The sequence below is a fragment of the Corynebacterium sp. KPL1818 genome (genome assembly GCF_000478135.1).
In the GTDB taxonomy this organism is placed as follows: Bacteria; Actinomycetota; Actinomycetes; order Mycobacteriales; family Mycobacteriaceae; genus Corynebacterium; species Corynebacterium accolens.
On record NZ_KI515758.1, the window covers coordinates 783,960 to 806,347 of the forward strand.

21 protein-coding genes and 3 pseudogenes are annotated in these 22,388 nt (G+C 57.9%); 17 read left to right on the top strand and 7 right to left on the bottom strand.

The annotated features are described in order from the left end of the window. Positions 1-26 precede the first annotated feature (26 nt). The 3 genes from HMPREF1261_RS03635 to HMPREF1261_RS03645 all read right to left on the bottom strand — a co-directional run bounded on the left by HMPREF1261_RS03635 (position 27) and on the right by HMPREF1261_RS03645 (position 4,178). Entirely contained in the window at positions 27-1,583 is a 1,557-nt protein-coding gene (locus HMPREF1261_RS03635; protein WP_023030017.1) for an HNH endonuclease signature motif containing protein, read from the bottom strand. Between the two features lie 153 nt (positions 1,584-1,736). Next, positions 1,737-3,062, bottom strand: coding sequence for a M1 family metallopeptidase (locus tag HMPREF1261_RS03640; protein WP_023030018.1), 1,326 nt, complete (start codon positions 3,060-3,062; stop codon positions 1,737-1,739). A gap of 36 nt (positions 3,063-3,098) precedes the next feature. After that, the gene (locus tag HMPREF1261_RS03645) at positions 3,099-4,178 is read right to left on the bottom strand and encodes an alpha/beta hydrolase family protein (protein WP_005276560.1); all 1,080 of its coding nucleotides are present in this window, start codon (positions 4,176-4,178) and stop codon (positions 3,099-3,101) included. Between the two features lie 634 nt (positions 4,179-4,812). Here HMPREF1261_RS03645 and lpdA point away from each other — a divergent pair. Beyond that, positions 4,813-6,225 carry a dihydrolipoyl dehydrogenase gene (lpdA, locus tag HMPREF1261_RS03650; RefSeq protein ID WP_005276561.1) on the top strand — a complete coding sequence of 471 codons (1,413 nt, stop codon included), beginning with the start codon at positions 4,813-4,815 and terminating at the stop codon, positions 6,223-6,225. Positions 6,226-6,317: 92 nt separating this feature from the next. Here lpdA and ramB read toward each other — a convergent pair whose 3' ends face one another. Next, positions 6,318-7,727, bottom strand: coding sequence for an acetate metabolism transcriptional regulator RamB (ramB, locus tag HMPREF1261_RS03655; RefSeq protein WP_023030020.1), 1,410 nt, complete (start codon positions 7,725-7,727; stop codon positions 6,318-6,320). A 372-nt stretch (positions 7,728-8,099) separates the two neighbouring features. Here ramB and HMPREF1261_RS03660 point away from each other — a divergent pair, with 372 nt between their 5' ends. The 16 genes and pseudogenes from HMPREF1261_RS03660 (at position 8,100) to HMPREF1261_RS03740 (ending at position 20,114) form a co-directional block, all read left to right on the top strand. Further along, a complete protein-coding gene (locus HMPREF1261_RS03660; protein ID WP_023030021.1) occupies positions 8,100-8,855 on the top strand; it encodes a succinate dehydrogenase cytochrome b subunit in 756 nt (251 codons plus the stop codon). A 15-nt stretch (positions 8,856-8,870) separates the two neighbouring features. Further along, entirely contained in the window at positions 8,871-10,886 is a 2,016-nt protein-coding gene (locus HMPREF1261_RS03665) for a fumarate reductase/succinate dehydrogenase flavoprotein subunit (RefSeq protein WP_023028196.1), read from the top strand. After that, positions 10,886-11,635: a succinate dehydrogenase/fumarate reductase iron-sulfur subunit gene (locus HMPREF1261_RS03670; RefSeq protein ID WP_005276565.1), complete on the top strand. Its 750-nt coding sequence runs from the start codon at positions 10,886-10,888 to the stop codon at positions 11,633-11,635. Before HMPREF1261_RS03665 ends, HMPREF1261_RS03670 begins: the two co-directional genes overlap by 1 nt. Positions 11,636-11,691: 56 nt before the next feature. Continuing rightward, positions 11,692-12,066 (top strand): hypothetical protein, encoded by a 375-nt coding sequence (locus HMPREF1261_RS03675; RefSeq protein WP_005276566.1) that lies wholly within the window; start codon positions 11,692-11,694, stop codon positions 12,064-12,066. A 562-nt stretch (positions 12,067-12,628) separates the two neighbouring features. Next, positions 12,629-12,781: pseudogene (locus HMPREF1261_RS03680) on the top strand (IS256 family transposase); the annotation flags it as partial. 514 nt (positions 12,782-13,295) lie between these two features. Beyond that, positions 13,296-13,494, top strand: a pseudogene (locus HMPREF1261_RS12975) (hypothetical protein). A gap of 266 nt (positions 13,495-13,760) precedes the next feature. Then, positions 13,761-14,060, top strand: a complete 300-nt coding sequence (locus tag HMPREF1261_RS03690) for an IS3 family transposase (protein WP_005327899.1) — start codon at positions 13,761-13,763, stop codon at positions 14,058-14,060. A 173-nt stretch (positions 14,061-14,233) separates the two neighbouring features. Further along, a pseudogene (locus HMPREF1261_RS12980) lies at positions 14,234-14,432 on the top strand (hypothetical protein). A 266-nt stretch (positions 14,433-14,698) separates the two neighbouring features. Continuing rightward, positions 14,699-15,891, top strand: a protein-coding gene (locus HMPREF1261_RS03705; protein WP_100067808.1) for an IS3 family transposase whose coding sequence is annotated in 2 segments (ribosomal slippage) — positions 14,699-14,978 and positions 14,978-15,891 — 1,194 coding nt in all. Because the reading frame shifts where the segments join, the coding sequence is not laid out codon by codon here. A 12-nt stretch (positions 15,892-15,903) separates the two neighbouring features. Continuing rightward, positions 15,904-16,470 carry an IS3 family transposase gene (locus HMPREF1261_RS03710; protein WP_084538504.1) on the top strand — a complete coding sequence of 189 codons (567 nt, stop codon included), beginning with the start codon at positions 15,904-15,906 and terminating at the stop codon, positions 16,468-16,470. A 125-nt stretch (positions 16,471-16,595) separates the two neighbouring features. Continuing rightward, positions 16,596-16,823, top strand: coding sequence for an integrase core domain-containing protein (locus HMPREF1261_RS13260; RefSeq protein WP_369707758.1), 228 nt, complete (start codon positions 16,596-16,598; stop codon positions 16,821-16,823). A gap of 237 nt (positions 16,824-17,060) precedes the next feature. Next, positions 17,061-17,393, top strand: coding sequence for a hypothetical protein (locus HMPREF1261_RS03720; protein WP_005276599.1), 333 nt, complete (start codon positions 17,061-17,063; stop codon positions 17,391-17,393). A 179-nt stretch (positions 17,394-17,572) separates the two neighbouring features. Further along, the gene (locus tag HMPREF1261_RS03725; protein ID WP_023030025.1) at positions 17,573-18,904 is read left to right on the top strand and encodes a DUF445 domain-containing protein; all 1,332 of its coding nucleotides are present in this window, start codon (positions 17,573-17,575) and stop codon (positions 18,902-18,904) included. Positions 18,905-18,937: 33 nt separating this feature from the next. Next, a complete protein-coding gene (locus HMPREF1261_RS03730; protein ID WP_023030026.1) occupies positions 18,938-19,372 on the top strand; it encodes a CGLAU_01105 family protein in 435 nt (144 codons plus the stop codon). Between the two features lie 5 nt (positions 19,373-19,377). Continuing rightward, entirely contained in the window at positions 19,378-19,668 is a 291-nt protein-coding gene (locus HMPREF1261_RS03735; protein ID WP_023030027.1) for a DUF2516 family protein, read from the top strand. Between the two features lie 2 nt (positions 19,669-19,670). After that, positions 19,671-20,114: a hypothetical protein gene (locus HMPREF1261_RS03740; RefSeq protein ID WP_023030028.1), complete on the top strand. Its 444-nt coding sequence runs from the start codon at positions 19,671-19,673 to the stop codon at positions 20,112-20,114. A gap of 69 nt (positions 20,115-20,183) precedes the next feature. On the opposite strand, the gene HMPREF1261_RS03745 is transcribed toward HMPREF1261_RS03740, so the two are convergent. Genes HMPREF1261_RS03745 through HMPREF1261_RS03755 form a run of 3 tightly spaced genes read right to left on the bottom strand, consistent with a single transcriptional unit; the run spans position 20,184 to position 22,370 of the window. After that, positions 20,184-20,987 carry a DUF2993 domain-containing protein gene (locus HMPREF1261_RS03745; protein WP_023030029.1) on the bottom strand — a complete coding sequence of 268 codons (804 nt, stop codon included), beginning with the start codon at positions 20,985-20,987 and terminating at the stop codon, positions 20,184-20,186. 49 nt (positions 20,988-21,036) lie between these two features. After that, on the bottom strand, positions 21,037-21,846 hold the full coding sequence (locus HMPREF1261_RS03750; RefSeq protein ID WP_023030030.1) for a hypothetical protein: 810 nt from the start codon (positions 21,844-21,846) through the stop codon (positions 21,037-21,039). Between the two features lie 32 nt (positions 21,847-21,878). Continuing rightward, positions 21,879-22,370 carry a DUF2505 domain-containing protein gene (locus tag HMPREF1261_RS03755; protein ID WP_023030031.1) on the bottom strand — a complete coding sequence of 164 codons (492 nt, stop codon included), beginning with the start codon at positions 22,368-22,370 and terminating at the stop codon, positions 21,879-21,881. Positions 22,371-22,388: the final 18 nt, after the last annotated feature.

Consider the following 22,388-nt stretch of genomic DNA (forward strand, 5'->3'; position numbering starts at 1 on the left):
GGTAGAGAGTGGGTGGTAGGGTATGCTCACGCTGCGCCGGGAGGCGGCGGAGAAGGTGGTGAGTCCGGAGCCGAAGGCTGCGGCGAATCGCCCGGGGAACTGGGTGGTGAATCCACCGGGGCATGAGGCTGAGCAGGCGGGTCGGCGAGCTTGCGCGCCGGGGCTTGCTCTGCCGCAGGGGAGTCATTGAGCTCCACCGAGGGTGAAAGCCCGCCGGTATGCGCTGAGCGGTAGCCCACTCGGCCCGTTTCTGGGTCTCTTTCCGCATGCCCCATGCCATTGCCGCCATCGCGGTTATCGTTATTGTCCACGTGGTGCCGGCGGCAGAGCAGGGTGAGGTTCCGGAGGTCTGTAGCTCCCCCGTGGGACCACGCCTGCAGGTGGTGGACATCGCAGTCTTGCCATGGCCGGTTGCAGTCCGGGTGGGTGCACACGATTTCCCCGGCAGCGAGCGCTAGCTTTTGCCATAGCGAAGCGGTGCGCTTGGTGCGACCGAGCTCGAGCGGGAAGCCCTTGTCATCGACGGCGCAGAAAAAGTCGTGCTGCGCAGCGCCCAAGCGGAGAAGATCGAGCGGAGATAGATCGATTCCCGCGCTTGTGGTGAAGCGGGTATCGCTGCTCATCGCTTGTAGCTCTTCCAGAGTGGTGGCGACGAAGAAGGAGCCGAGGCCATCCGATTTCTTCTGGCCCGCGGACAAATAGCTGCCTAGTGCCGCGGTCAACTGATCCGCCATGCGCTGGGCATAGGTGCGGGTATCGTCTTCGGGGCTCAGGCTCTCGCTGCCCTTATTCTTGGCAGGGGCGAAGGCGCTGGCCAAGACCGCGGCGGCGGAGGCATCGAGGTAGCCGGAGATGTGCACGCCACCGTCTGCATCTTGGTTAGAAATGCTGAAGCGGCGCTTGCGGGTGGCCGCGTGCGGATCGCGCTTCCCAGAGGGATCGACGGCGTGCTTATTTGCTTTGCGGATGGCCTGACGCAGCCAATCGCGCAGAGATTCATAAGAGCGGCGCTTGGCCTCTTCCAAGGCCTTATTGCGCAGCTCCCGCGGCCCAGGGACCGCGAACTTATTGAGGTTGCGCAGCTCCCGTTCGATGAGGTTGAGGATGCGCTCTGGGATAGGGTCTTCCTCGAAGAGCTTCTTGCGGCGCTGTTCTTCCGCGCGGCGCTCACGTTCGGCGCGGCGGCGCGCTTCCTCCTCGGCTTTCTTTTGCGCGGCCGCGTCTGCCTCGTCGTCTGCTGGCGGGGGAGTAGGTTCAGGATCCTCGATGGGTGCAAAGAGGTTCTTGCCGTTGCGCAGGCGTGCGGCGGCTTCGGACTCCGTGAGGCCAAGGCGGGCGACTAAATAGTCCTTAGCCTTAGAGGAGCCGACCCGCCTGCCGGCATCATCGCGCTCTGCAATAAAGGCAAAGGCGGCATCGATAGTGGATTTATTGCCCAGCGCCCGTTCTAAATGCTCGAAGTTAGGGTGGAGCAATTCGAAGGAGAGATCGTCCGGATTCTGCATAAGGTTGCGCAGGCGCGTAAGCCCCGCAGTCACATCAGAAATCGCTGAATTGATTTCTGTATGCTTAGCAGTTTCCATGGTTCCCTCCTTCCTGTTTCGCTTTCATGTTCTATTCTAGGTCAATAAAACACCAGCGCAACCGCAAGAAAGGAATTGGTCAATAGACTGTACAATCCCCACTAGTACGGGCCTGTCCATAAACAAAACCACGGCAAATAGCGCCCAAAACCACTAGTCCGGAAACTTGGGCAACGCGGTTTCATCGAGCCATGCGGCAACGGTGGCATCGAAAAGAGCGGCGTCCGGCGCAGCCTCCCGGAAGGACGAGAGGAGATCTGCGGGCTCGACCACGGAGTGCTGATGCTGGGTGAGGTAGGAGGTGAGGGTGGGGAAGAAGGCATCGCCAAGCAGCCGGTGAATGGCGTGCACCGCGAGGGCACCGCGCTTGTACACGCGGTCATCGAACATATCGCGCGCGCCCGGGTCAGAAACCTTGATGTCCTGCCGCTTGCGGGCCAAGACCTGGTAATGCGAGCGCGCCGCCTCGCGCGCGGACGCGCCTCCCTTGTGCTCGCCCCATAACCACTCGCTGTAGCAGGCAAAACCCTCATTGAGCCAGATATCCTTCCACGCAGAAAGGCCGACGGAATTGCCAAACCACTGGTGGGAAAGCTCGTGGGCGATGAGCCTCTCGAAGGCGTGATCGCCCTTGACATGGTTGGAACCAAAAATGGACAAGCCTTGGGCCTCGAGGGGAATCTCCAGCTCATCCTCGGTAATGACGACCTGATAGGCGGGGAAAGGATAAGGCCCATAGAGAGAGGAGAAGAAATCCACCATCTCCTGCTGCTGGGAAAACTCCTCGCGCACGCGCTCGCGCAAGAACGCCGGCGCCCACGCCTGGGTATCAGCCCCCAGCGAATATGAAGAGAACTCGCCTACCTGCACCGTTGCCAGGTATGTGGCCATGGGGTGGCGCGTGCGGTAGTGCCACCGAGTGGTGGAACCGCCGGCCTTGCGGGAGACCAATTCACCATTGGAAATGACGGTAAAGGGGCTATCGGCGGTGATGATGATGTCATACGTCGCCTTTTCAGAAGGCGTGTCATCGCAGGGGAACCAGCTGGGCGCGCCATTGGGCTGGCTGGCCACCAACGAGCCGGATTCGGTTTCCTCCCAACCAATTTCACCCCATGTGGTGCGGATGGGGTGCGGGCTGCCGCCGTAGCGAATGTGCAGCTCAAACTCGGTTCCGGCAGGGATTTCGGAGGCAAAACGCAAGCGCAGCTTCCCAGAAGATTGGCGGAACTTGGCCACCCGGGGCGCGTGCTTGGCGGTCACGCGCCGCGCCACCATCGCCCCGCCAAGATCTAAGGTTAAGGAGGTCAGTTCCTCCACCGCGCGCACGCTCAAAATGGCCTCGCCCTGCAGCAGGTTAGGCTCCACGCGGTAGTTCAAGTACAGCGTGTAGTGGGTGACTTCAAAACCAAGGTTGAAGTTCACGCCGGTATAAGGATCAGTATGCGCACGCGAAAAGCCGGTAGGAAGCAATGTCATAATTGCACCCTACCGCCCGTTGCGCGCAGCCTAAATTTAGCTATTGAAGCCCCGCTCGAATACTGGCCAGGAATCCTTCAGATCCTGGTTCCAGTGTGGCCACGAGTGGGTTCCGGTATTGCGGAAGTTAAAGGTTGCTGGCACGCCAGCCTGGTCAAGCTTGGCCTTGAAGTTGTGGGTGCAGTAGTTCACCCCGGCCTCGATGGCGCCGCCTTCAACCTGCAGGGTAGCGGAGCCCTGCGCTGCCTGGAGCGGGTTGTAGCCCTTGGACTGGATGTAGGAGAACGTGTCTTCCTCGCTAGCCAGACCAGAGCCGGAGGACACGTACAGCTCGGTGCCGTGCAGCTTCTCGGCATTCATCATGGCGTCGTTATAGCGGTTGGTGGGAGAACCCAGCGGGCCCCACATCTGGTCCACGCTGCCGCCGCCGCGGCCAACGGTCAGCTCTACGCCCTGGCGCTCAATGGGGTACGCGGTAGCCGCGCAACCTGCAAAGGAACCAACGGCGTCGTAGAAGCCCTGGTTGTGCTGTGCCAGCAGCAGGGAGGAGGTTGCGGACATGGACATGCCCGCAATGGCGCGGTGGTTATCGGCATTGATGTGCTTCTCGATGGCCCCCGGCAGCTCCTTGGTCAAGAAGGTCTCCCACTTCTGTGGCCCCTGGAGGAAGCCCGAATTCGGCTCAGAGATCCAGTCGGTGTAGTAGGAGAAAGCGCCGGCCTGCGGGACAACGACGTTGACGTCCTTCGAGTGGTAGAAGTCAACGGCATCAGAAAGCTTCAGCCAATCCATGTCCTGTTCCGCGCCGCCTGCACCGTTGAGCAGGTACACGGTCGGGCGGTTTTCATGCTGGGCGCGGACGACGGCCAAAGGAATCTTCCGGCCGTTCATCGCCGGCGAGGTTGCCTCGAGCTTTTCAACGCGCGCGTCATCCTTGTACTTCTTGTACCAGGACTTACCCTCGATTTCCGGGGTAGGCTCCAGCGGGGAAATCGTGGACTGTGCGGCATCGCCCGCCACCTGCTGCGGGGTCAGCTCGGCCGCGCCTGCCACGGGGGCATAAGCCAAGCCCGTGCAAACCGCAGCTGCCGCGAGGACAGAATTGAGACGCTTCATGGTGCTTCTTTCCTGTAGGGAGTGGACTCGATAACTATACTTCGGCCGCGAAAAATCGGCATATTGAGGAAGTATATTCAGTGTTTAGCCATATAGATATCGCCATTTATAGTGCCCAATAAATGCCCGCCGGTAAAGACCTAGGCCGATTTGGGGCATGAGCGGGGGTAAGCGGTGCTCTATACGCCTGTACCTTTGTTAATAATAACAAACACTGTGACAATAGAGGTTTGTGTGTCATAATCTCCCAAGAAGTCGCGGCGCAGCTGTAACGCCAGCAGAAATGGCTGCGTTAGTGCTTTTAGTGTGAAAAGCTAAGCAGTGCGATTGTGCACGTGCGCTCCAACAAAAGAAAGAACCTCAATGAACGTTTTCGATACCGTCCTCGTTTCCATCAACGAATTCCTCGGCCCCTTCATCCACTCCGCGTTGGAGGCCTACTCCAAGCTGCTGGTTTCCCTTCACCTGATCTAAACCTGCGAAGCCTCAAGGGCCCTGCGGGGGTGCATCTGCTGCTTGCCGATGCCTCCCTTCGCAGGGCCCTTTCCTTCTTCTCACCGCCGCATGGGGTGGGGTGCCCCCAAGTGTGACCAATTACGCGACAATGAGGAGAAAGTTACGTATCCTGTAGGGCGTGACTAACGAACATTATGACGTAGTAGTACTCGGTGCGGGCCCTGGCGGCTACGTTGCCGCCATCCGCGCAGCTCAGCTTGGAAAGAAAGTCGCTGTTATTGAAAAGCAGTACTGGGGCGGAGTCTGCCTCAACGTAGGCTGTATTCCCTCCAAGTCGCTGCTGAAGAATGCAGAGGTTGCCCACACCTTCAACCACGAGGCGAAGGCTTTTGGCATCTCCGGCGATGTTTCCTTTGATTTCGGTGTGGCCCACAAGCGTTCCCGCAAGGTTTCTTCGGGCATCGTCAAGGGCGTTCACTACCTGATGAAGAAGAACAAGATCACCGAGATCAACGGTCTGGGTTCCTTCAAGGACGATAAGACCATTGAGATTACTGAGGGCGATGATGAAGGTAAGACCGTTACCTTCGATGACTGCATCATCGCTACCGGCTCCGTGGTCAAGTCCCTGCCTGGCGTTGAGCTGGGCGGCAATATCGTTTCCTATGAAGAGCAGATCCTGAACGAGGAAGCACCGAAGTCCATGGTCATTGTGGGCGCCGGCGCCATCGGCATGGAGTTTGCTTATGTGCTGGCCAACTACGGTGTGGACGTCACTATCGTGGAGTTCATGGACCGCGTCCTGCCGAATGAGGACAAGGACGTATCCAAGGAGATTGCCAAGCAGTACAAGAAGCTCGGCGTGAAGCTCCTGACCGGTTACAAGACCACCTCTGTGAAGGACAACGGCGACGATGTCACCGTTGAGGTGGAATCCAAGGATGGTTCCAAGCAGGACACGCTGACCGTGGATCGCGCCATGATTTCCATCGGCTTCGCTCCGCGCGTTGAAGGCTTTGGCCTTGAGAACACCGGCGTTGAGCTGACTGAGCGCGGTGCCATCGACATCGATGACCGCATGCGCACCAACGTTGACCACATTTACGCCATCGGTGACGTCACCGCGAAGCTGCAGCTGGCACACGTGGCAGAGGCACAGGGCGTTGTAGCGGCAGAAACCATTGCTGATGCAGAAACCCAACTCTTGGGTGACTACAACAACATGCCGCGAGCCACCTTCTGCAACCCGCAGGTCGCATCCTTCGGCTACACCGAAGAGGCAGCCAAGGAGAAGTTCCCTGATAAGGACATCAAGGTTGCTACCTTCCCGTTCTCCGCAAACGGTAAGGCAGCCGGCCTGAATGAGACCGCCGGCTTTGTGAAGCTTATTGCTGACGGCGAGTTCGGCGAGCTCATCGGTGGACACATGGTGGGTTCCAACGTGTCGGAGCTGTTGCCAGAGCTGACCTTGGCGCAGCGTTTCGACCTGACCACTGAGGAAATCGGCCGCAACGTACACACCCACCCGACCTTGTCTGAGGCCATGAAGGAAGCCGCCGAGGGTATCAGCGGCCACATGATCAACCTCTAAACAAGCGTCCCCTATACCGCATAACGGCACCGCAGCGTTCTCCAGAAAGGAGGACCGCGGTGCCGTTTCGCTGTGTGCAGCTAAAAGCCCAGCTAGTAAGGCGCGACCGCCGAGCGGTGAATATCGATATCGATCGCCTCGTTAATGGGCGGGAAAGCGCGCTGCGAGCAGTTTTCGCGCGCGCAAGTACGGCAGCCAGGGCCGATGGGCGTGGCGGCGTGGAGATTGGTGAGGTCGAGGCCCTCCGCATAGACCGTGCGATCGGCGTGGCGGGCCTCGCAGCCCAGGCCAATGGCGAAGAGCTTATTGGTATCGCCGTAGCGCCCTTGGTGGTGCTGCACGGCGCGGGAAATCCACAGGTAGTTGCGCCCATCAGGCATCTGCGCCAGCTGACGCGAGATGACCCCCGGGCGGGTGAAGGTCTCATAGACATTCCAGAGCGGGCAGGTGCCGCCATTATTGGAAAAGTGCACGCCGGTGGCGGATTGCCGCTTGGACATATTGCCGGCGCGATCCACGCGCACGAAGGTAAACGGAACGCCGCGCAAGTTATCGCGCTGCAGGGTGGAAAGCCGGGAGGCGACCGTCTCGTATCCCACGCCGAAGACCTGGCACAGATACTCCACGTCGTAGCCGGCGCGCTCGGCCTCGCTGTGCATCATGGCATAGGGCATGAGCGTGGCGGCTGCAAAGTAGCTGGCCAAGCCGCGTTGCGCCAGGCTGCGGGAGGCATCAGAGGTAAAGGGTTCATCGGCCACGAGCGCGGAGATTTGCTTCTGGGCCTCGAGCAGGCCGAGCTCGGCGGCCATGCGGAAGGCGCGTTGGCCCTCGCTCAAGCGCGAGGCGAGCGTGAACTTCCCGCTCTCGCGGTCAAAGCGGTGCAGCGTGCCATCCATCTGCGCCGTGAGCTCGATTTCTACGCCGTGTTCCTCGCGCAGCCGGTTCGCCAGCGCCTGCTCAGTATCGCGAATGCCGAACCCGGAAACGCCGAGGTCACCGGCGAGCTCCTCCGCGTGATGGTCCAGCCCGTCCAGGTAATTCTGCCGGGCATAAAAGAAGTCGCGCACCTCATCGTGCGGCATGGATAAGGCGGCGGCGCTTTCCGATGTCCGTCTCGTGTCCGTAGCCAGCGACAGCTTATCGCGCACATTGCGGTAGCGACGGTGTACATCGACAAGCGTGCGGGCAACGGTGGGGTGGTTATATACCAGCTCCGATAGCTCCTGGAGCTCCACCGGGGAGGGGCAGAGCTCCTTGTCTTGGATGACGTCCTGGATCTCCGCGAGGAGGCGGGAATCATCGTCGCGGGAGAAAAACGTGGCGTCGACGCCAAAGACCTCGGTAATGCGCAGCAGCACCGGCACGGTGAGCGGGCGGACATCGTGCTCAATCTGGTTGACGTAACTGGCGGAAAGGCCGAGGGTGCCAGCTAGGGAGGCTTGGCTGAGATCGCGTTCACGGCGAAGCTGGCGAAGGCGAGATCCCACATACGTCTTACTCATGCGCCAAAGGTTACTAGTAGCGAGCGCGGCTGTGCATCTTTATGGCGAAAATTTTGTGAAGACTCTTCGCTACCTGGACACGCTGTTTGTGGGGTTTCATGCGAAAGTTTGACACATAAAGGGGTGGACTAATCACTTGCGCAACATGGAGTGGCGAAGCTCACAATTTGGGCTACAAATATGAAACATCTGCATTGCGGAAATGAAGGTACCCAAGGTAACAGCGTTTTCGCATTCTTGTTCTCAGGATACCCTTACCTAAAAGATCTCACCGCCTAGTCGCGCTTGCGAACCAGGAGCAATTGGCCGCTCGAAAATAACTAGTAACCAGCGGTTAAGCCCGGTTAAGGTAAGTACGACTATGGAGGTGTCATGACTTTAAGAAATCCGGACCGTGAGGCAATCGCTCACGGCCACATCACTAATGAACCAATTCGTCAGCAGCCCGGAACGCCATCGTGGGTACTGAAGCTCATCATGGCCGTTACCGGTTTGCTCTTTGCGCTTTTCGTCGTCGGCCACATGGCCGGCAACCTGAAGCTGTACATGCCGGCACACAACGGTGAGCCCGCCCTGGATGAGTACGGCGAGTTCCTGCGCTCTATGGGTGAACCGCTGTTGCCGCATGGCTCTGCCCTGTGGATCATCCGCATCGTGCTGATCGTGGCAATCCTTGCCCACATCTACGGTGCCTTTACCTTGGCTTCCCGCTCCAAGGCATCCCGCGGCAAGTTCAAGCGCACCAACCTGATGGGTGGCCTGGATTCCTTCGCCACCAAGTCCATGCTGGTAACCGGTGTCGTGCTGCTGCTCTTCATCATCTTCCACCTGCTGGACCTCACCTTGGGTGTACAGCCGATGGCCCCAGAGGGCTTCGTTGAAGGCTCCGTCAAGGCCAATATGATCGAAACCTTTAGCCGTTGGCCGGTCACCATCTTCTACGTGCTGGCAATGTGCTGCCTCTTCCTGCACCTGACCCACGGCATTCGCCTCGCCGCATCTGACCTGGGTATAACCGGTGCAAAATGGCGTCAGACCTTCTTGGTCTTGGCCTACATCATCCCGGCCGTTGTATGCATCGGCAACATCGTTATGCCTTTGTCCGTTGCCCTGGGCTTGGTCAGCTAAAGGAGATAGGAACCCATGACTACTACTGAACTCAAGCGTGAACACCCCAACTTCTCGCACCCAAAGTCCATCGTTGAGGGCGTCTCCGCTGGTAATATCCTGGAATCCCAGGAACCGCACGGCGTGCCGATGAAGGATATGTGGGCTCACCACGTTGACCACATGAACCTGGTCTCCCCACTGAACCGCCGCAAGTTCGAGGTCCTCGTTGTAGGTACCGGCTTGTCCGCGGGTGCTGCTGCGGCAGCCCTTGGTGAATTGGGCTACGGCGTCAAGGTCTTTACCTACCACGACTCCCCGCGCCGCGCGCACTCCATTGCTGCGCAGGGTGGTGTCAACGCCTCCCGCGCCAAGAAGGTGGATAACGACTCCGCGTACCGCCACACCAAGGACACCGTAAAGGGCGGCGACTACCGCTGCCGCGAGTCTGACTGCTGGCGCCTGGCTAACGAGTCCGTTCGTGTTATCGACCACATGAACGCCATCGGCGCCCCGTTCGCCCGTGAATACGGCGGCACCTTGGCCACCCGTTCCTTCGGTGGTGTGCAGGTCTCCCGTACCTACTACACCCGTGGCCAAACAGGTCAGCAGCTGCAGCTGTCCACGACCTCTGCACTGTACCGTCAGATCGGCCTGGGCAATGTGGAGCTTTTTGCCCACAACGATATGCAGGACATCATCACCTACGAGGACAACGGCAAGAAGCGCGCGGGCGGCATCGTCACCCGCAACCTGATTACCGGTGAGCTCAAGGCCTTCACCGGCCACGCCGTCATCCTGGGTACCGGTGGTTACGGCAACGTCTACCACATGTCCACCCTGGCAAAGAACTCCAACGCCAGCGCCATGATGCGCGCTTATGACAAGGGCGCTTACCTGGCTTCCCCGGCGTTCGTGCAGTTCCACCCGACGGGCCTGCCAGTTAACTCCGATTGGCAGTCCAAGACCATTTTGATGTCGGAGTCCCTGCGTAACGACGGCCGCATCTGGTCCCCCAAGGAAGAGGGCGATGACCGCGACCCGAACACCATTCCGGAGGAAGAGCGCGATTACTTCTTGGAGCGCCGCTACCCGGCCTTCGGCAACCTGGTTCCCCGTGACGTTGCCTCCCGTGCAATTTCCCAGCAGATCAACAAGGGCCTGGGCGTTGGACCGCTGAAGAACTCGGTCTACCTTGACTTCCGCGACGCCATCGAGCGTCTGGGTAAGGATAAGATCCGCGAGCGTTACTCCAACCTCATTCAGATGTATGAAGAGGCCATTGGTGAGTCCGCGTACGAGACCCCCATGCGCATCGCTCCTACCTGCCACTTCACCATGGGCGGCCTGTGGACCGACTTCAACGAGATGACCTCTATTGACGGCCTCTTCGCCGCCGGTGAGTGCTCCTGGACCTACCACGGCGCTAACCGCCTGGGCGCTAACTCTCTGCTTTCGGCTTCTGTTGACGGCTGGTTCACCCTACCGTTTACTATCCCGAACTACTTGGCTGACCACCTCAACGAGGACAAGCTGGCCGAGGATTCCGCGGAGGCGCAGGAAGCCGTGCAGAAGTCCCAGGAGCGCATCGATAAGCTGATGCAGGTCCACGGCGATGACCCGCACGGTCCGTCCCACTACCACCGCCAGCTGGGTGACCTTCTGTACTTCGGCTGCGGCGTGTCCCGTAACATCGAGGACCTGAAGGACACCATCGAGAAGATCCGCGCGCTGCGCGATGACTTCTGGAAGAACGTCCGCATCCCTGGTGAGGCGAATGACATGAACCAAGTCCTGGAATACGGCCTGCGCGTTGCCGATTACCTGGACCTGGGTGAGCTCATGTGCATCGACGCCCTCGACCGCGATGAGTCCTGCGGCGCTCACTTCCGCGAAGATCACCTTTCTGAAGAAGGCGAAGCCGAGCGTGACGATGAAAACTGGTGCTTCGTTTCCGCCTGGGAGCCGGGCGCGAACAAGAACGAGTTCATCCGCCACGCAGAACCCCTGTACTTTGACTCGATCCCGCTGATGACAAGGAACTACAAGTAATGAAATTGACACTTGAGATCTGGCGTCAAGCCGGACCCACCCAGGAAGGTAAATTCGAAACCGTCCAGGTGGATGATGCCTCCGAGCAGATGTCCATTCTGGAGCTATTGGACCACGTCAACGAAGGCTATGTTGAGCGCGGCGAAGAACCGTTCGCTTTCGCTTCTGACTGCCGCGAGGGCATCTGCGGTACCTGTGGTTTGACCGTCAACGGTCGCCCACACGGCCCGGGCCAGAACACCCCTGCCTGCCAGCAGCGCCTGTTCAACTTCAACGATGGCGACACCATCCAGCTGGAGCCCTTCCGCTCCGCTGCGTACCCCGTCATTAAGGACATGGTGGTTGACCGCTCCGCACTGGACCACGTGATGGAGCAGGGCGGTTACGTATCCATGGATGCCGGCACCGCACCGGATGCCGATACCATGCACATCAACCACGAGACCGCCGAGTACTCGCTGGACCACGCCGCTTGCATTGGTTGCGGTGCCTGCGTTGCTGCCTGCCCGAACGGTGCGGCACACCTGTTCACCGGCGCCAAGCTGGTTCACTTGTCCATGATGCCGCTGGGTAAGGAAGAGCGCGGCAGCCGTGCCCGCAACATGGTTGCTGATTTGGAATCCAACTTCGGCCACTGCTCCCTCTACGGTGAGTGTGCCGATGTCTGCCCGGCTGGCGTCCCACTGACCGCAGTATCTGCCGTTACCCGCGAACGTGCACGTGCTGCTTTCCGTGGCAAGGACGACTAAGCTAGAGTTATTCCGTAGGAATACTAGGAACGAGAGAAAGACAGAAAGACTCCGCCATGAGCGATAACACCCACGTAGTTGCTGACTACCAGAGCGAAACGTATCCGGAGTTCTCCGGCAAGATTCAGGACAACTACATCGAAGGCTACGACCCAGTATCCTTCGCAGCTCCTCACTCTTCCCTTCTCCGCACCTCCACGTGGGTCGGCATGGGCTTGATCCTGTCTTGCCTGCCAGCAGCCGGCATCCTCATCTGGGGCCTCGGCGTGTGGGACACCCCGCTGGGCACCGCAGGTGAAGGCAACTACGGCCTGACCATCGCCATCGGCGTCATTTCCTTGGTTGTGGTGGCCATCGCAGCCGCCGGCACCATCCACTATGGACGCCGCTACTACCGCCAGTACCGCAAGGAAACCGGCCGAGTTAACTAAGGCGCACGCCTAGTTCAGGCAACGTCTCAGTTTCTGTACTGACTCTACACAACCCCCGCCTCTACCGCATATAAGCTCTGCAGGAGGCGGGGGTTGCTTGTATTTGAAGCAGATAGGGGTTAAGTAGCAAGAGGGGATGCGGACATTTTTAGGAATATTTAGAGTAGCAGCTTGCGTCGGCGTTGATTGATGCTTAATCTGCCGAACTCAAGCTTGATTCTTCGTTCGTTTTAGAAGTCGACATAGTTATGAATCGCTTTTTCTAATTCCTCATGATGTCGCCATTTAGGCCCATAGAACATCTCATTTGGACCTGACCCCAGTTTGGTGGACACCTGATATCCAGCGGTTGCGTCCCTTAGTGTGGTGTAACGCTTGCTGATGGTGGGCCCGAAAATAGTAGGGCGGTCACCGTCGGAAACTTTCGACTCAACAACCACATCTCACCGAACGGCATATGACGATGACCGCTGCACCACATTCTATCGACCCTGCAACCTACTTGGAGAGAGTGTCTAATGGTTTGTGTGGGTACCTAACCCGCATGAGGAGATGGACCAGAATGACTACTATGGCGAGACGAGATCCGGCTGATAAGGCCAAGATTGATGCGATTGAAAAGAAGCTGCTTGCTAACCCAGAAATCGCGAAACTGATTGATGACCTAGGCACGTCGACAACGGATGCCAATGGCCCAGTTCGGGGCATGTTGCAACGACCCTCTGAACTCAAGCCCGTCGCAAACGCTGCAAAGACCCCATTCGTAACGCCGTATTAGCGCTTATGATTAGGTGGAATCAGATAACTTAAGAGCTGAGTAGGCTACTGATGAAAAATGGGGCTTGGCCTCTTTAGCAAGTAATCACCGCGTCTCTCTTAGGAGCTATCGTGGTGACCATTATATCGCTCCAGAGCGAGCAGGGAACCTTAGTGGAAGCAATTTTAATCTTCTGCTTGTCTTCGGTTTTCCTTTTTATCGTGTTCTTTTCTGCAGCGAGACTATTCAACGCGCTCTACCGACGTTGGAACTTTTCTAATCAGGAATAGACGTAAATTTATAACGTTCATTCCTTTCTTGACTGGAACAGCAATTGTTCCCATCAATGCCGCAGTCGCACTTTGATCTGTACCAGCGCAGCGCCGAGCGTTCGTCCGCGGGGTGCACCGGCAAGAGTGCTACCTGTATGCCCGGCAAGGTCGTAGGCGAATCTCAGTTCCGCGGTGTTGAAGTGTCCCAGGTTTTGTTCCGTTTGAGTAGATGGGAAAATCTGGAACATGCCGAGAAAATTTGACCAGGATGCGAAGGACCGTGTGGTCCGTCTCGTGGAGGACCGCATCTTGGCGGAAAATATGTTAATGCAGGATGCGTGCCAGGCAGTAGCTCCAAAGCTGGGGGTTTCATGGCACACAGCTCGTCAATGGACTTAAGCCTGCCCGGCGTGCGGGGAGCATCCCAGAACCTGTGCCTGAAGATGTGGCTGCCGAAAACGCGAGGCTACGTCGTGAAAATCAAGAGCTACGCGATACTAATGAGTTGTTGAAGGCTGCCTCGGCTTTTTTCGCCTCATGACTCGACCCGAAACGTTAAGAAATGATCCGGTTCATCGATGAAAACCGGAATCGGGACCTGACCCCTGTTTGGTGGACACCTGATATCCAGCCCAGTCGGGCTGGAAGAAAGGTAATCTACCACCATGTCCAGGTACTCCGAACAGTTCAAACGCGATGCCGTGGCCCTCTACGAAAACAATGAGGACCTCTCACTGAACTCAGCATCAGCAGAGCTCGGTATCAACCGTGCCTCGCTGCATTCTTGGATCAAGAAGTACGGCACCGGCAAACGTGCCCGCACAAAAAGCATGCGCGACAAGGTCCAAGCAGCGAATGATTCCGAACGGATCCGCCAGTTAGAAAAAGAGAACGCAAAGCTGCGCGAAGAACGTGACATCCTGCGCAAGGCCGCGAAATATTTTGCCGAAGAGACTCACTGGTGATCCGCTTCCAGTTTGTCTATGACCACCGAACCGAATTCTCGGTTAAGCGGATGTGCCAGGTGTTAAAGCTCAATCGCTCCTCGTTCTACAAATGGGTGCAAACCCGTAAAAAACGCAGGTTAAAGATGTGTTCCGATGCCCTTATTGGTGCAAGAATAAAGACCATCTTTGAAGTGTCCCAGGTTTTGTTCCGTTTGAGTAGATGGGAAAATCTGGAACATGCCGAGAAAATTTGACCAGGATGCGAAGGACCGTGTGGTCCGTCTCGTGGAGGACCGCATCTTGGCGGAAAATATGTTAATGCAGGATGCGTGCCAGGCAGTAGCTCCAAAGCTGGGGGTTTCATGGCACACAGCTCGTCAATGGACTTAAGCCTGCCCGGCGTGCGGGGAGCATCCCAGAACCTGTGCCTGAAGATGTGGCTGCCGAAAACGCGAGGCTACGTCGTGAAAATCAAGAGCTACGCGATACTAATGAGTTGTTGAAGGCTGCCTCGGCTTTTTTCGCCTCATGACTCGACCCGAAACGTTAAGAAATGATCCGGTTCATCGATGAAAACCGGAATCGGGACCTGACCCCTGTTTGGTGGACACCTGATATCCAGCCCAGTCGGGCTGGAAGAAAGGTAATCTACCACCATGTCCAGGTACTCCGAACAGTTCAAACGCGATGCCGTGGCCCTCTACGAAAACAATGAGGACCTCTCACTGAACTCAGCATCAGCAGAGCTCGGTATCAACCGTGCCTCGCTGCATTCTTGGATCAAGAAGTACGGCACCGGCAAACGTGCCCGCACAAAAAGCATGCGCGACAAGGTCCAAGCAGCGAATGATTCCGAACGGATCCGCCAGTTAGAAAAAGAGAACGCAAAGCTGCGCGAAGAACGTGACATCCTGCGCAAGGCCGCGAAATATTTTGCCGAAGAGACTCACTGGTGATCCGCTTCCAGTTTGTCTATGACCACCGAACCGAATTCTCGGTTAAGCGGATGTGCCAGGTGTTAAAGCTCAATCGCTCCTCGTTCTACAAATGGGTGCAAACCCGCGAAGAACGCAGGTTAAAGACGTGTTCGGATGCTCTTATTGGTGCAAGAATCAAGACCATCTTCGATGATGAATACGGGCTTTATGGTGCTAAACGCATCGCTGCAAGCCTTAAAGCCGATACGAGCTTTGGCCCGATAAATCACAAGAAAGTCGCACGAATCATGAAATCCATGGGACTTAAAGGCTTTACCAAACGCCGCCGATGCGTCACTACCAGGCGTAAGCCTGGTCACCGCGTCATGCCAGATCTAGTAGGCCGCAGATTCACAGCTGACAGGCCAAACCACGTCTATGTAGGCGACATTACGTACCTGCCGTGTAAGGGCGGCAAGAACATGTACCTGGCCACGGTCATCGACGTCTACTCGCGCAAACTTGTCGGACATGCACTCGCCGATCACATGCGGGTATCACTGGTTATCGAAGCTTTGTCCCATGCCAGGAAAGTCCGCGGAAGCCTTAAAGGGGCAATTTTCCATTCTGATCACGGCAGCGTGTACACCTCACAAGCCTTTAGGAACTATTGCTCGTCGTTGGGTGTGCGCCAGTCTATGGGAGCGGTAGGAACGAGTGCTGATAACGCCCTAGCAGAATCGTTTAACGCCACGCTCAAGCGGGAAATCTTGCGTGACAGGAAAGTCTTTGACAATCCGATCTCCTGCCGCCAAGAAGTCTTCCGGTGGTGCATGCGCTACAACACACGCCGACGGCACTCCTGGTGCAATCTTTCAGCTCCTGACGTCTTTGAAGCCGAGAATTCAGCTACACTGACTAGAGCAGCATAGCTAACCCCCGACGTGTCCACTTTCCGGGGGTCAGGCCCTCGTTTCTCTGTCGAGTTCATCTGCAAGACGTTGAAAAATAACCGGGCTGGTGGGTTTATCACCTCGCGTGGGTATCGCCAGTCCAAGGCTCGCGGGTTAAGTGCTCGTCGACTTCGTGATGCTGCGTTGGTTGAACGCATTAGTGCTGTTCATCGGGATAATTATGGTGTCTACGGTGTGCGGAAAATGTGGCATGCTCTTCGCCGTGAAGGAATCGATATCGGTCGTGAACACGCTACCCGACTGATGCGCCTGGCTGGCGTTTCTGGCAAAGGCAAAGGCGGATCACCGATTACAACCCGAAAAGCTCACGTGCCTGATTTGCGCCCGGACTTGGTTGAGCGTGAATTTAAAGCTCAAGGACCGAATAAGCTGTGGGTGGCTGACATTACCTATGTACGGACACGAAAAGGATTCGTCTACACCGCGTTTGTCACCGACGTCTACTCCCGGCGGATTGTTGGATGGGCGCTGTCAGATTCGATGCGGACCGAAGCTTTGCCGCTGCAAACTCTCAACCAGGCAACCCAAGTGTGCTGAGGAAACAACAGGTCTCATTCACCATTCGGATCACGGATCGCAGTATGTCAGCGTGGTCTACAACGAGCGACTTGCCCAGCATGGCATTGACGCTTCCACCGGAAGTGTTGGTGACTCCTATGATAATGCTCTGGCTGAAAACGTTAACGGCCCCTCACAAGAACGAGTTGATTCATACCCGCAGGTGGGATGACGTTGTCGAGGTAGAAATCGCGACGTTCGAGTGGGTGTCATGGTGGAACGAGACTAGGCTCCACCAAAGCTTGGGATACCGAACCCCGGTCGAGGTGGAAACCGAGTTTTGGAAGCAGAACTTGCCACAGGCAATAATGGAAAACAAGGCAAATGCCTAGGAACAAAACTCGGGGCACTTCAGTGTCTCGCTTGATGGTTCCTCATCATTCCCCTGGACTACGGGTTCAAGACGGTGATAATGCCCATGGCGGAGCATCGGTCTCCGATCAGCCTGGAGGTCTGGTCCTATAAAACTCATTCTTCCTTCACTCTTGGTATAGTTTTTCGTAGGGATTGAAGGCCGACAGAAATCACAGCCACCCTCGATTCGAATGTACAAAGATACGTGAGTGACTATGTTAAAAGGAATCACCTACGCATCGCTGGGTATGTTAGCGGTCTCCTCCTCCCTGTGGGCCATGTACATGCAAGACAATGCATTTGTGATTATGAGCCTGCTTTTTGGACCAGTGGTCACTATATGGCAGATTCATCTCTATAAGGTGACGATTCCAAGCGCCGTTAATTTTATTGCGATAACCACTGGGATTGTGTCGGCTTTAGGTTTTGCAGTCCGGGATGATTTTTCAAATTTAACTAAAGCATTCTTAAGCTTTGGCACTGCTGGCGCATTGATCGCCTATGTTGGTTTCGCCGTTGTAGTGATTATTAATTCTCGCCTGAAGTGAAGGCCGTGGGAAGTTTTCAGCTCCTCAATCCCCACCTTTACCCAGCTGCCTAAAGGCTTAGGGGCGATACAAATCCTAATCAAACGATTTTAGCCAAGCCAGCTTTCTTGCCCCTTTGCAATGCCAACTAGTGTTATAGAGCGAAGCTCGAATGCACCTACGAACTCCAAGGAGAATTCATGACGCACCGCTCGGACGCAGAGCTCGATACGGCGAGGGAGCCGGCATCGTCAGGCACCGGTGTGCCGCAGGCCGGCAATCAGGAGGCGCGCCGGGCGGACCTGCGGCGGTGGAAAGCGATTGCGCTGTCGCTGCTTTTGCTGGCGGCGGTGATCTTTTTGGGGTGCTCGTGGTGGCAGGCATCGGAAAGCGGAGCGCCGGTGTGGGTGGGCTACGTGCGTGCGGCGGCGGAGGCTGGCATGGTCGGTGGCCTGGCGGACTGGTTTGCGGTGACTGCACTCTTCCGCCGGCCGATGGGCTTGCCTATCCCGCATACCGCGCTGATTCCAAATAATAAGGACCGCGTGGGCGATGCGTTGAAGGACTTTGTGGAGGAGAATTTCCTGACCGCGGATGCGCTGAGCGCTAAGGTGCGGGATGCGGAGCTGCCGCTGTGGTTGGCGCGCCAGGGGGCAGAACCCGGCAAGGCGGAGGAAGTCTCCGAATGGATTGGTCAGCGCGCCGCCAGCGTGGTGGAGGACCTCGACCCGGCTGAGGCGGAGCAGTTTATCCGTACCCAGGTCATGGACCGCCTGGCGGAGCCGGAGTGGGGGCCGCCGTTGGGCCGGTTGCTGGAGGGCTATATCGCGGACGGCAAGGCGCGCCCGCTGGAGGATGACCTCATTGACTGGGCACACAAGAAGATTCTTGGCATGGAATCGACGGTGGTTACGGCGATTGATGAGCGCATGCCCGGGTGGGCGCCGCGTTTTGCCCGCGAGATGGTGGGGGACAAGGTCTATAGCGAGCTCGTTAATTTCGCCGAGGAAGTCCGCCGCGATGGCAACCACGAGGCCCGCCTGGCCATTCGCCGCAACCTGTCAAAGTTGGCTGCGGACCTGCAATGGGATGCGGATATGCGCGAGCGCATTGAGAACATCAAGCAAGAGATGCTCGCCTCTGATCAGGTGCAGCAGGCGCCGGCGGCGATGTGGCGCACGATTTCCACCACGCTGATTGATCAGTTCAATGACCCGGAGTCCTTCCTGCGGCAGAAGATGACGGCCAAGGTGAAGGAACTAGCGCACCGTTTGCTCGAGGATTCCGAGTTCTTGGCCCAGGCCAATGACCTGGTGGACAAGGCTGCGCGCTATGCGGTGGAGAAATTCGCCCCGGAGATCATCGCGATCATCCCGGAGACCATTAAGCGCTGGGATGCGCAGGAGGCTTCGCAAAATATCGAGCTGATGGTGGGCAAGGATCTGCAATTTATTCGCCTTAACGGCACTATCGTCGGCTCCCTGGCAGGCTTGGCCATATATGCTGTTAATCATCTCATTTTCGGCGCCTAATGCGCCGGACTAAACTATCACACGGAGGATTTCATGACTGAGAAGAAGAAGCTTTTTGATTCCCTGAAGGAAGCTGGCGCGTCCGCGCTGAATACCGCCAAGGACTTCGGTGGCCGCCTGCAGGAAGAGCGCGAGAACCAGGGCGCGCAGGGCGCAGGTGCGCAGGGCCCACAGGGTGAGAAGGACGGCATGCTGGATAAGGCCACCACTACCGCCAAGCAGTGGGGCGCGTCCATTAAGAAGGCCGCGGAAGAAACCCGCGAGTCGGAGGCTATCTCTGAGGCCAAGGGCAAGTTCGCGGATGCGTACCAGGAAACCCGTGAGGGCGTGAAGGACGCGTATGGCTATGCCCAGGAGCGCGTGAACGAGAAGAAGAACGCGCCCAAGAATGGTAATTCCGCTGCTGCGGACAAGGACGATAATATTATCGATGGCGAAGTTATCGATACCGACGAACCCACGAATTAATCTGCATGTACGTTTTAATTGATATTGCCTATAAGTTTCCCATCTACTTTTTCCAGGCCCTGACCATTGCTGCCATCATCGGGGCTGTCCTCGCCGCATCTACGCGCGAGGACGCGTTTCGGGCCGGCGACCGCAAGGGTAAATGGGTATGGGTAGGCCTGCTTGCGGGATCGGCGGTTGCGATGGCTACCGGCCTGCAATTTTTGGCGTGGATTGGCACGGTCATCACCGGCATTTATTGGTTTGATGTGCGCCCGCAGCTCAAGGCCATCATCAACGGCGACTACAGCTACTAAGCATGAAAAATCTCCTGCACGCTTCCGCCGCCGAGGTCAGGGAGCAGGCCGCTGGGCAGCATGTGCTGGTCTCGCCGCACCACGTTACGGTGGCGGCGGCCGCCGAGCCGGCGGGGATTATCGCCGTGGCAGGTTATCCCACAGGACGCCACCACACGCTCATCAAGGCCTCTGAGGCCCGCTTGGCCATCCAGTCCGGCGCGGAAGAGGTGTGGGTCAGCATCGATGCCACGCTTAGCGATGCCACCTCTATCCTCTCCGAGCTCATCGCCATCCGCGAGGCCTGCCCGGATCCTGCCCGCGTGGGCCTCATCCTGCCGGAGGCGGAACCGGCGCGGTCCCTCGCGGAAACCGCTGCCGCCCAGGCCGGTTTTCACAAGATTGTCATAGAAAAAGGCAGCGAGCTGTCCAGCTCGCTGCCCGTCGTAGAATTTCCCGCCGCCTAAGTCGCGCCCTAGGCCCCCACTCCCTAGGTCGGCCGCTTCTGCGGCCGACCCCGCCCTAGGACGGCGCTGTTAGGCGGCCTTCTTCTGCTCGCCGCTTTCGCCGGAGAAGTGGTCCATATCGTTCATCGGGACATCGGTGCCGGTGATGGTCAGCGTGAGCTTGCCATCGCCCACGTCCACGGATTCGACCTGCATCTCATTGGCAACGAGCTGTTCAGACATGCCGTCTTGCAGGGCATCAGAAATGGCGCTGGTGGCTTGCTCAGGCAGCGAGAGGCCAAAGATGGAGGCCTCGGTGGCATTGATCTCCAGCTTGCCGTCTTGGGCGCTGGGCTTGAGCGAAAGGCTGGCCAAGCCACCGCCGAATTTCACCTCTAGCTCGTCGCTCTGGTCATTTGCGGTGATTTCAGTGACCACCATATTCCCAATGGTTTCGCTGCCAGATTGGTCTGAGATTCCTTTTTGGAAGCTAGCCAGCAGGTAGTCATCCGGAACGGTGGTGGTGGCGCGGAGGAAACCGGCCACGGGGTTATCAGCATCCGTCGTCATATCTTCCACGTGGATTTCAGAGGCGGGTTGCCCCTTGATTTGGGAGCCTTCGATCTGCAGGGTCGATGGCGTGGTCATATCCATCTGGGAAATCGAGCCGCGCATAAGCCCAAAGAGTAAGGGGCTGCCGCCGAAGCTTACCGAGGGATCCTCCGTGACCTCGATGCCTTCTTCTTTGGCGCTATTTTTAAACTCCTCGGTCATCTGATTACCAATGAACCAGCGCAGGCCAAACTCGGCGATGAGGATTAAAACAAGCAGCGCTACGAGGACGCCTACGACAATTTTCCAAGCGAGCGATCCGCCCGATTTCTTTGCAGCCATGACTACCAGTGTGGCGCATGAGGCGGCCGGTGGCAATGTGTGCTGGATATTAGCGGGGCGCGATGCTCTCCCAGCTCACAGTGAGCGTATTATCGCGCAGCCGGCGGCGGGGAGGGTGGAGGTTGAAGGGGGCATCGGCAAGCAGGGCCTGCGCCATGCGCCACCGCACCCGCGGGCCGTGCGGGGCCCACCCGGCGGCGCGATCCCAGGCCCTGTCGGCGGCCTGCAGGAGCTCGTGGATGGGCTCGCCGGGCACGTTGTGGTGGATGAGCACCTTGGGCAGGCGCGCGGCCACATCGGAGGGGCGGGCCACGTCGAAGGGATCCCACGCGAGCGTCAACGTCTTTGGCCCATGCTGATCGAGCAGGATCCATGCCGCGCGCCGGCCCAGCTCATCGCAGGTGCCCTCCACAAAGAACCCGCCAGGGGCCAAGCGCGAGCACACCGTCTGCCAGGCCTCCGCAACCTGGTCCACATCGTATTGGCGCAGCACATTAAAGGCGCGCACCACCTGCGGACGGTAGCCCGCGAGCTCAAAACCGCCCAGCTCAAAGCGCACGCCATCGCGCGGCGGCAGCACCCGGTCCGGGTGGATTTCTAGCCCGCGCACATCCACGCGGGGATTGATGCGGCGCAGCCACCGCGCCCACTCCACGGTGGTGGTATGGGAGGCTCCATAGCCCACGTCGAGCGCGAGCGGGGTGCGTACGTGGCGCAACAGCGCCGAGATTTCCGGGTGGGCGACCATCCACCTATCGCAGCGCCGCAGCCGGTTGTAGTTGGTAGTGCCGCGGGTAATAACGCCAAAAGGCCGACCCGCTGCTGCGCTGGCGCGCAGGTTATGAGCGTGGTCGGCCATGGGAATCGGTGGATTCTAAGGTTGGGAGTGCCTTAGAAGTTTTCAGAAATCCACTGTTCGGTCAGCTTGCCCTCGTTATCAAAGAGCTCTGCCAGGGATTCGCCCACCTTCGGCTCGATGGCTGCGCCCATCATCGGGATCTTGACGGAGATCTCGTTGGTGTAGGTCAGCTTGGTCATCTCGCCCTCGCCGGCCAGGGAAATCTCGCCCTTGAAGTCCACCGGGGTGCCCTTGACGTCTGCGGTGTAGTTGACGTCAGCGGCCTGGCCGTTGAGCTCGCCCACGGTGACCACGCGCTTGACCTTGAGGTCCTGCGAGACCATGGCGCGCACTGCCTCTGGCAAGAGGTTGGTCGGCAGGACCTCGTAGAGAGTTGCTACGTTATCGGAGAAATCGTGAACCTGGCCTGCCTCCGGGGAAAGATTTTCCACGATGTACTCCCAGTACCCCTGGGTAAGCAGCGCCTTGTGAACCATGTCGATAGGCTGATTGATGGTTACGGTGTTTTCACTACGAGTTGACATGCTTAACAGACTACCTTG

Bases quoted from the DNA above. Each gene is read 5' to 3' on its own strand.
- HMPREF1261_RS03730 (WP_023030026.1), top strand. From the start codon at position 18,938: ATGACTGAGAAGAAGAAGCTTTTTGATTCCCTGAAGGAAGCTGGCGCG.
- HMPREF1261_RS03645 (WP_005276560.1), bottom strand. From the start codon at position 4,178: ATGAAGCGTCTCAATTCTGTCCTCGCGGCAGCTGCGGTTTGCACGGGC.
- HMPREF1261_RS03640 (WP_023030018.1), bottom strand. From the start codon at position 3,062: ATGACATTGCTTCCTACCGGCTTTTCGCGTGCGCATACTGATCCTTAT.
- ramB (WP_023030020.1), bottom strand. From the start codon at position 7,727: ATGAGTAAGACGTATGTGGGATCTCGCCTTCGCCAGCTTCGCCGTGAA.
- HMPREF1261_RS03720 (WP_005276599.1), top strand. From the start codon at position 17,061: ATGTTAAAAGGAATCACCTACGCATCGCTGGGTATGTTAGCGGTCTCC.
- HMPREF1261_RS03675 (WP_005276566.1), top strand. From the start codon at position 11,692: ATGAGCGATAACACCCACGTAGTTGCTGACTACCAGAGCGAAACGTAT.
- HMPREF1261_RS03690 (WP_005327899.1), top strand. From the start codon at position 13,761: ATGTCCAGGTACTCCGAACAGTTCAAACGCGATGCCGTGGCCCTCTAC.
- HMPREF1261_RS03745 (WP_023030029.1), bottom strand. From the start codon at position 20,987: ATGGCTGCAAAGAAATCGGGCGGATCGCTCGCTTGGAAAATTGTCGTA.
- HMPREF1261_RS13260 (WP_369707758.1), top strand. From the start codon at position 16,596: ATGCTCTGGCTGAAAACGTTAACGGCCCCTCACAAGAACGAGTTGATT.
- HMPREF1261_RS03735 (WP_023030027.1), top strand. From the start codon at position 19,378: ATGTACGTTTTAATTGATATTGCCTATAAGTTTCCCATCTACTTTTTC.
- HMPREF1261_RS03635 (WP_023030017.1), bottom strand. From the start codon at position 1,583: ATGGAAACTGCTAAGCATACAGAAATCAATTCAGCGATTTCTGATGTG.
- HMPREF1261_RS03660 (WP_023030021.1), top strand. From the start codon at position 8,100: ATGACTTTAAGAAATCCGGACCGTGAGGCAATCGCTCACGGCCACATC.
- HMPREF1261_RS03750 (WP_023030030.1), bottom strand. From the start codon at position 21,846: ATGGCCGACCACGCTCATAACCTGCGCGCCAGCGCAGCAGCGGGTCGG.
- HMPREF1261_RS03670 (WP_005276565.1), top strand. From the start codon at position 10,886: ATGAAATTGACACTTGAGATCTGGCGTCAAGCCGGACCCACCCAGGAA.
- HMPREF1261_RS03725 (WP_023030025.1), top strand. From the start codon at position 17,573: ATGACGCACCGCTCGGACGCAGAGCTCGATACGGCGAGGGAGCCGGCA.
- HMPREF1261_RS03665 (WP_023028196.1), top strand. From the start codon at position 8,871: ATGACTACTACTGAACTCAAGCGTGAACACCCCAACTTCTCGCACCCA.
- HMPREF1261_RS03740 (WP_023030028.1), top strand. From the start codon at position 19,671: ATGAAAAATCTCCTGCACGCTTCCGCCGCCGAGGTCAGGGAGCAGGCC.
- HMPREF1261_RS03755 (WP_023030031.1), bottom strand. From the start codon at position 22,370: ATGTCAACTCGTAGTGAAAACACCGTAACCATCAATCAGCCTATCGAC.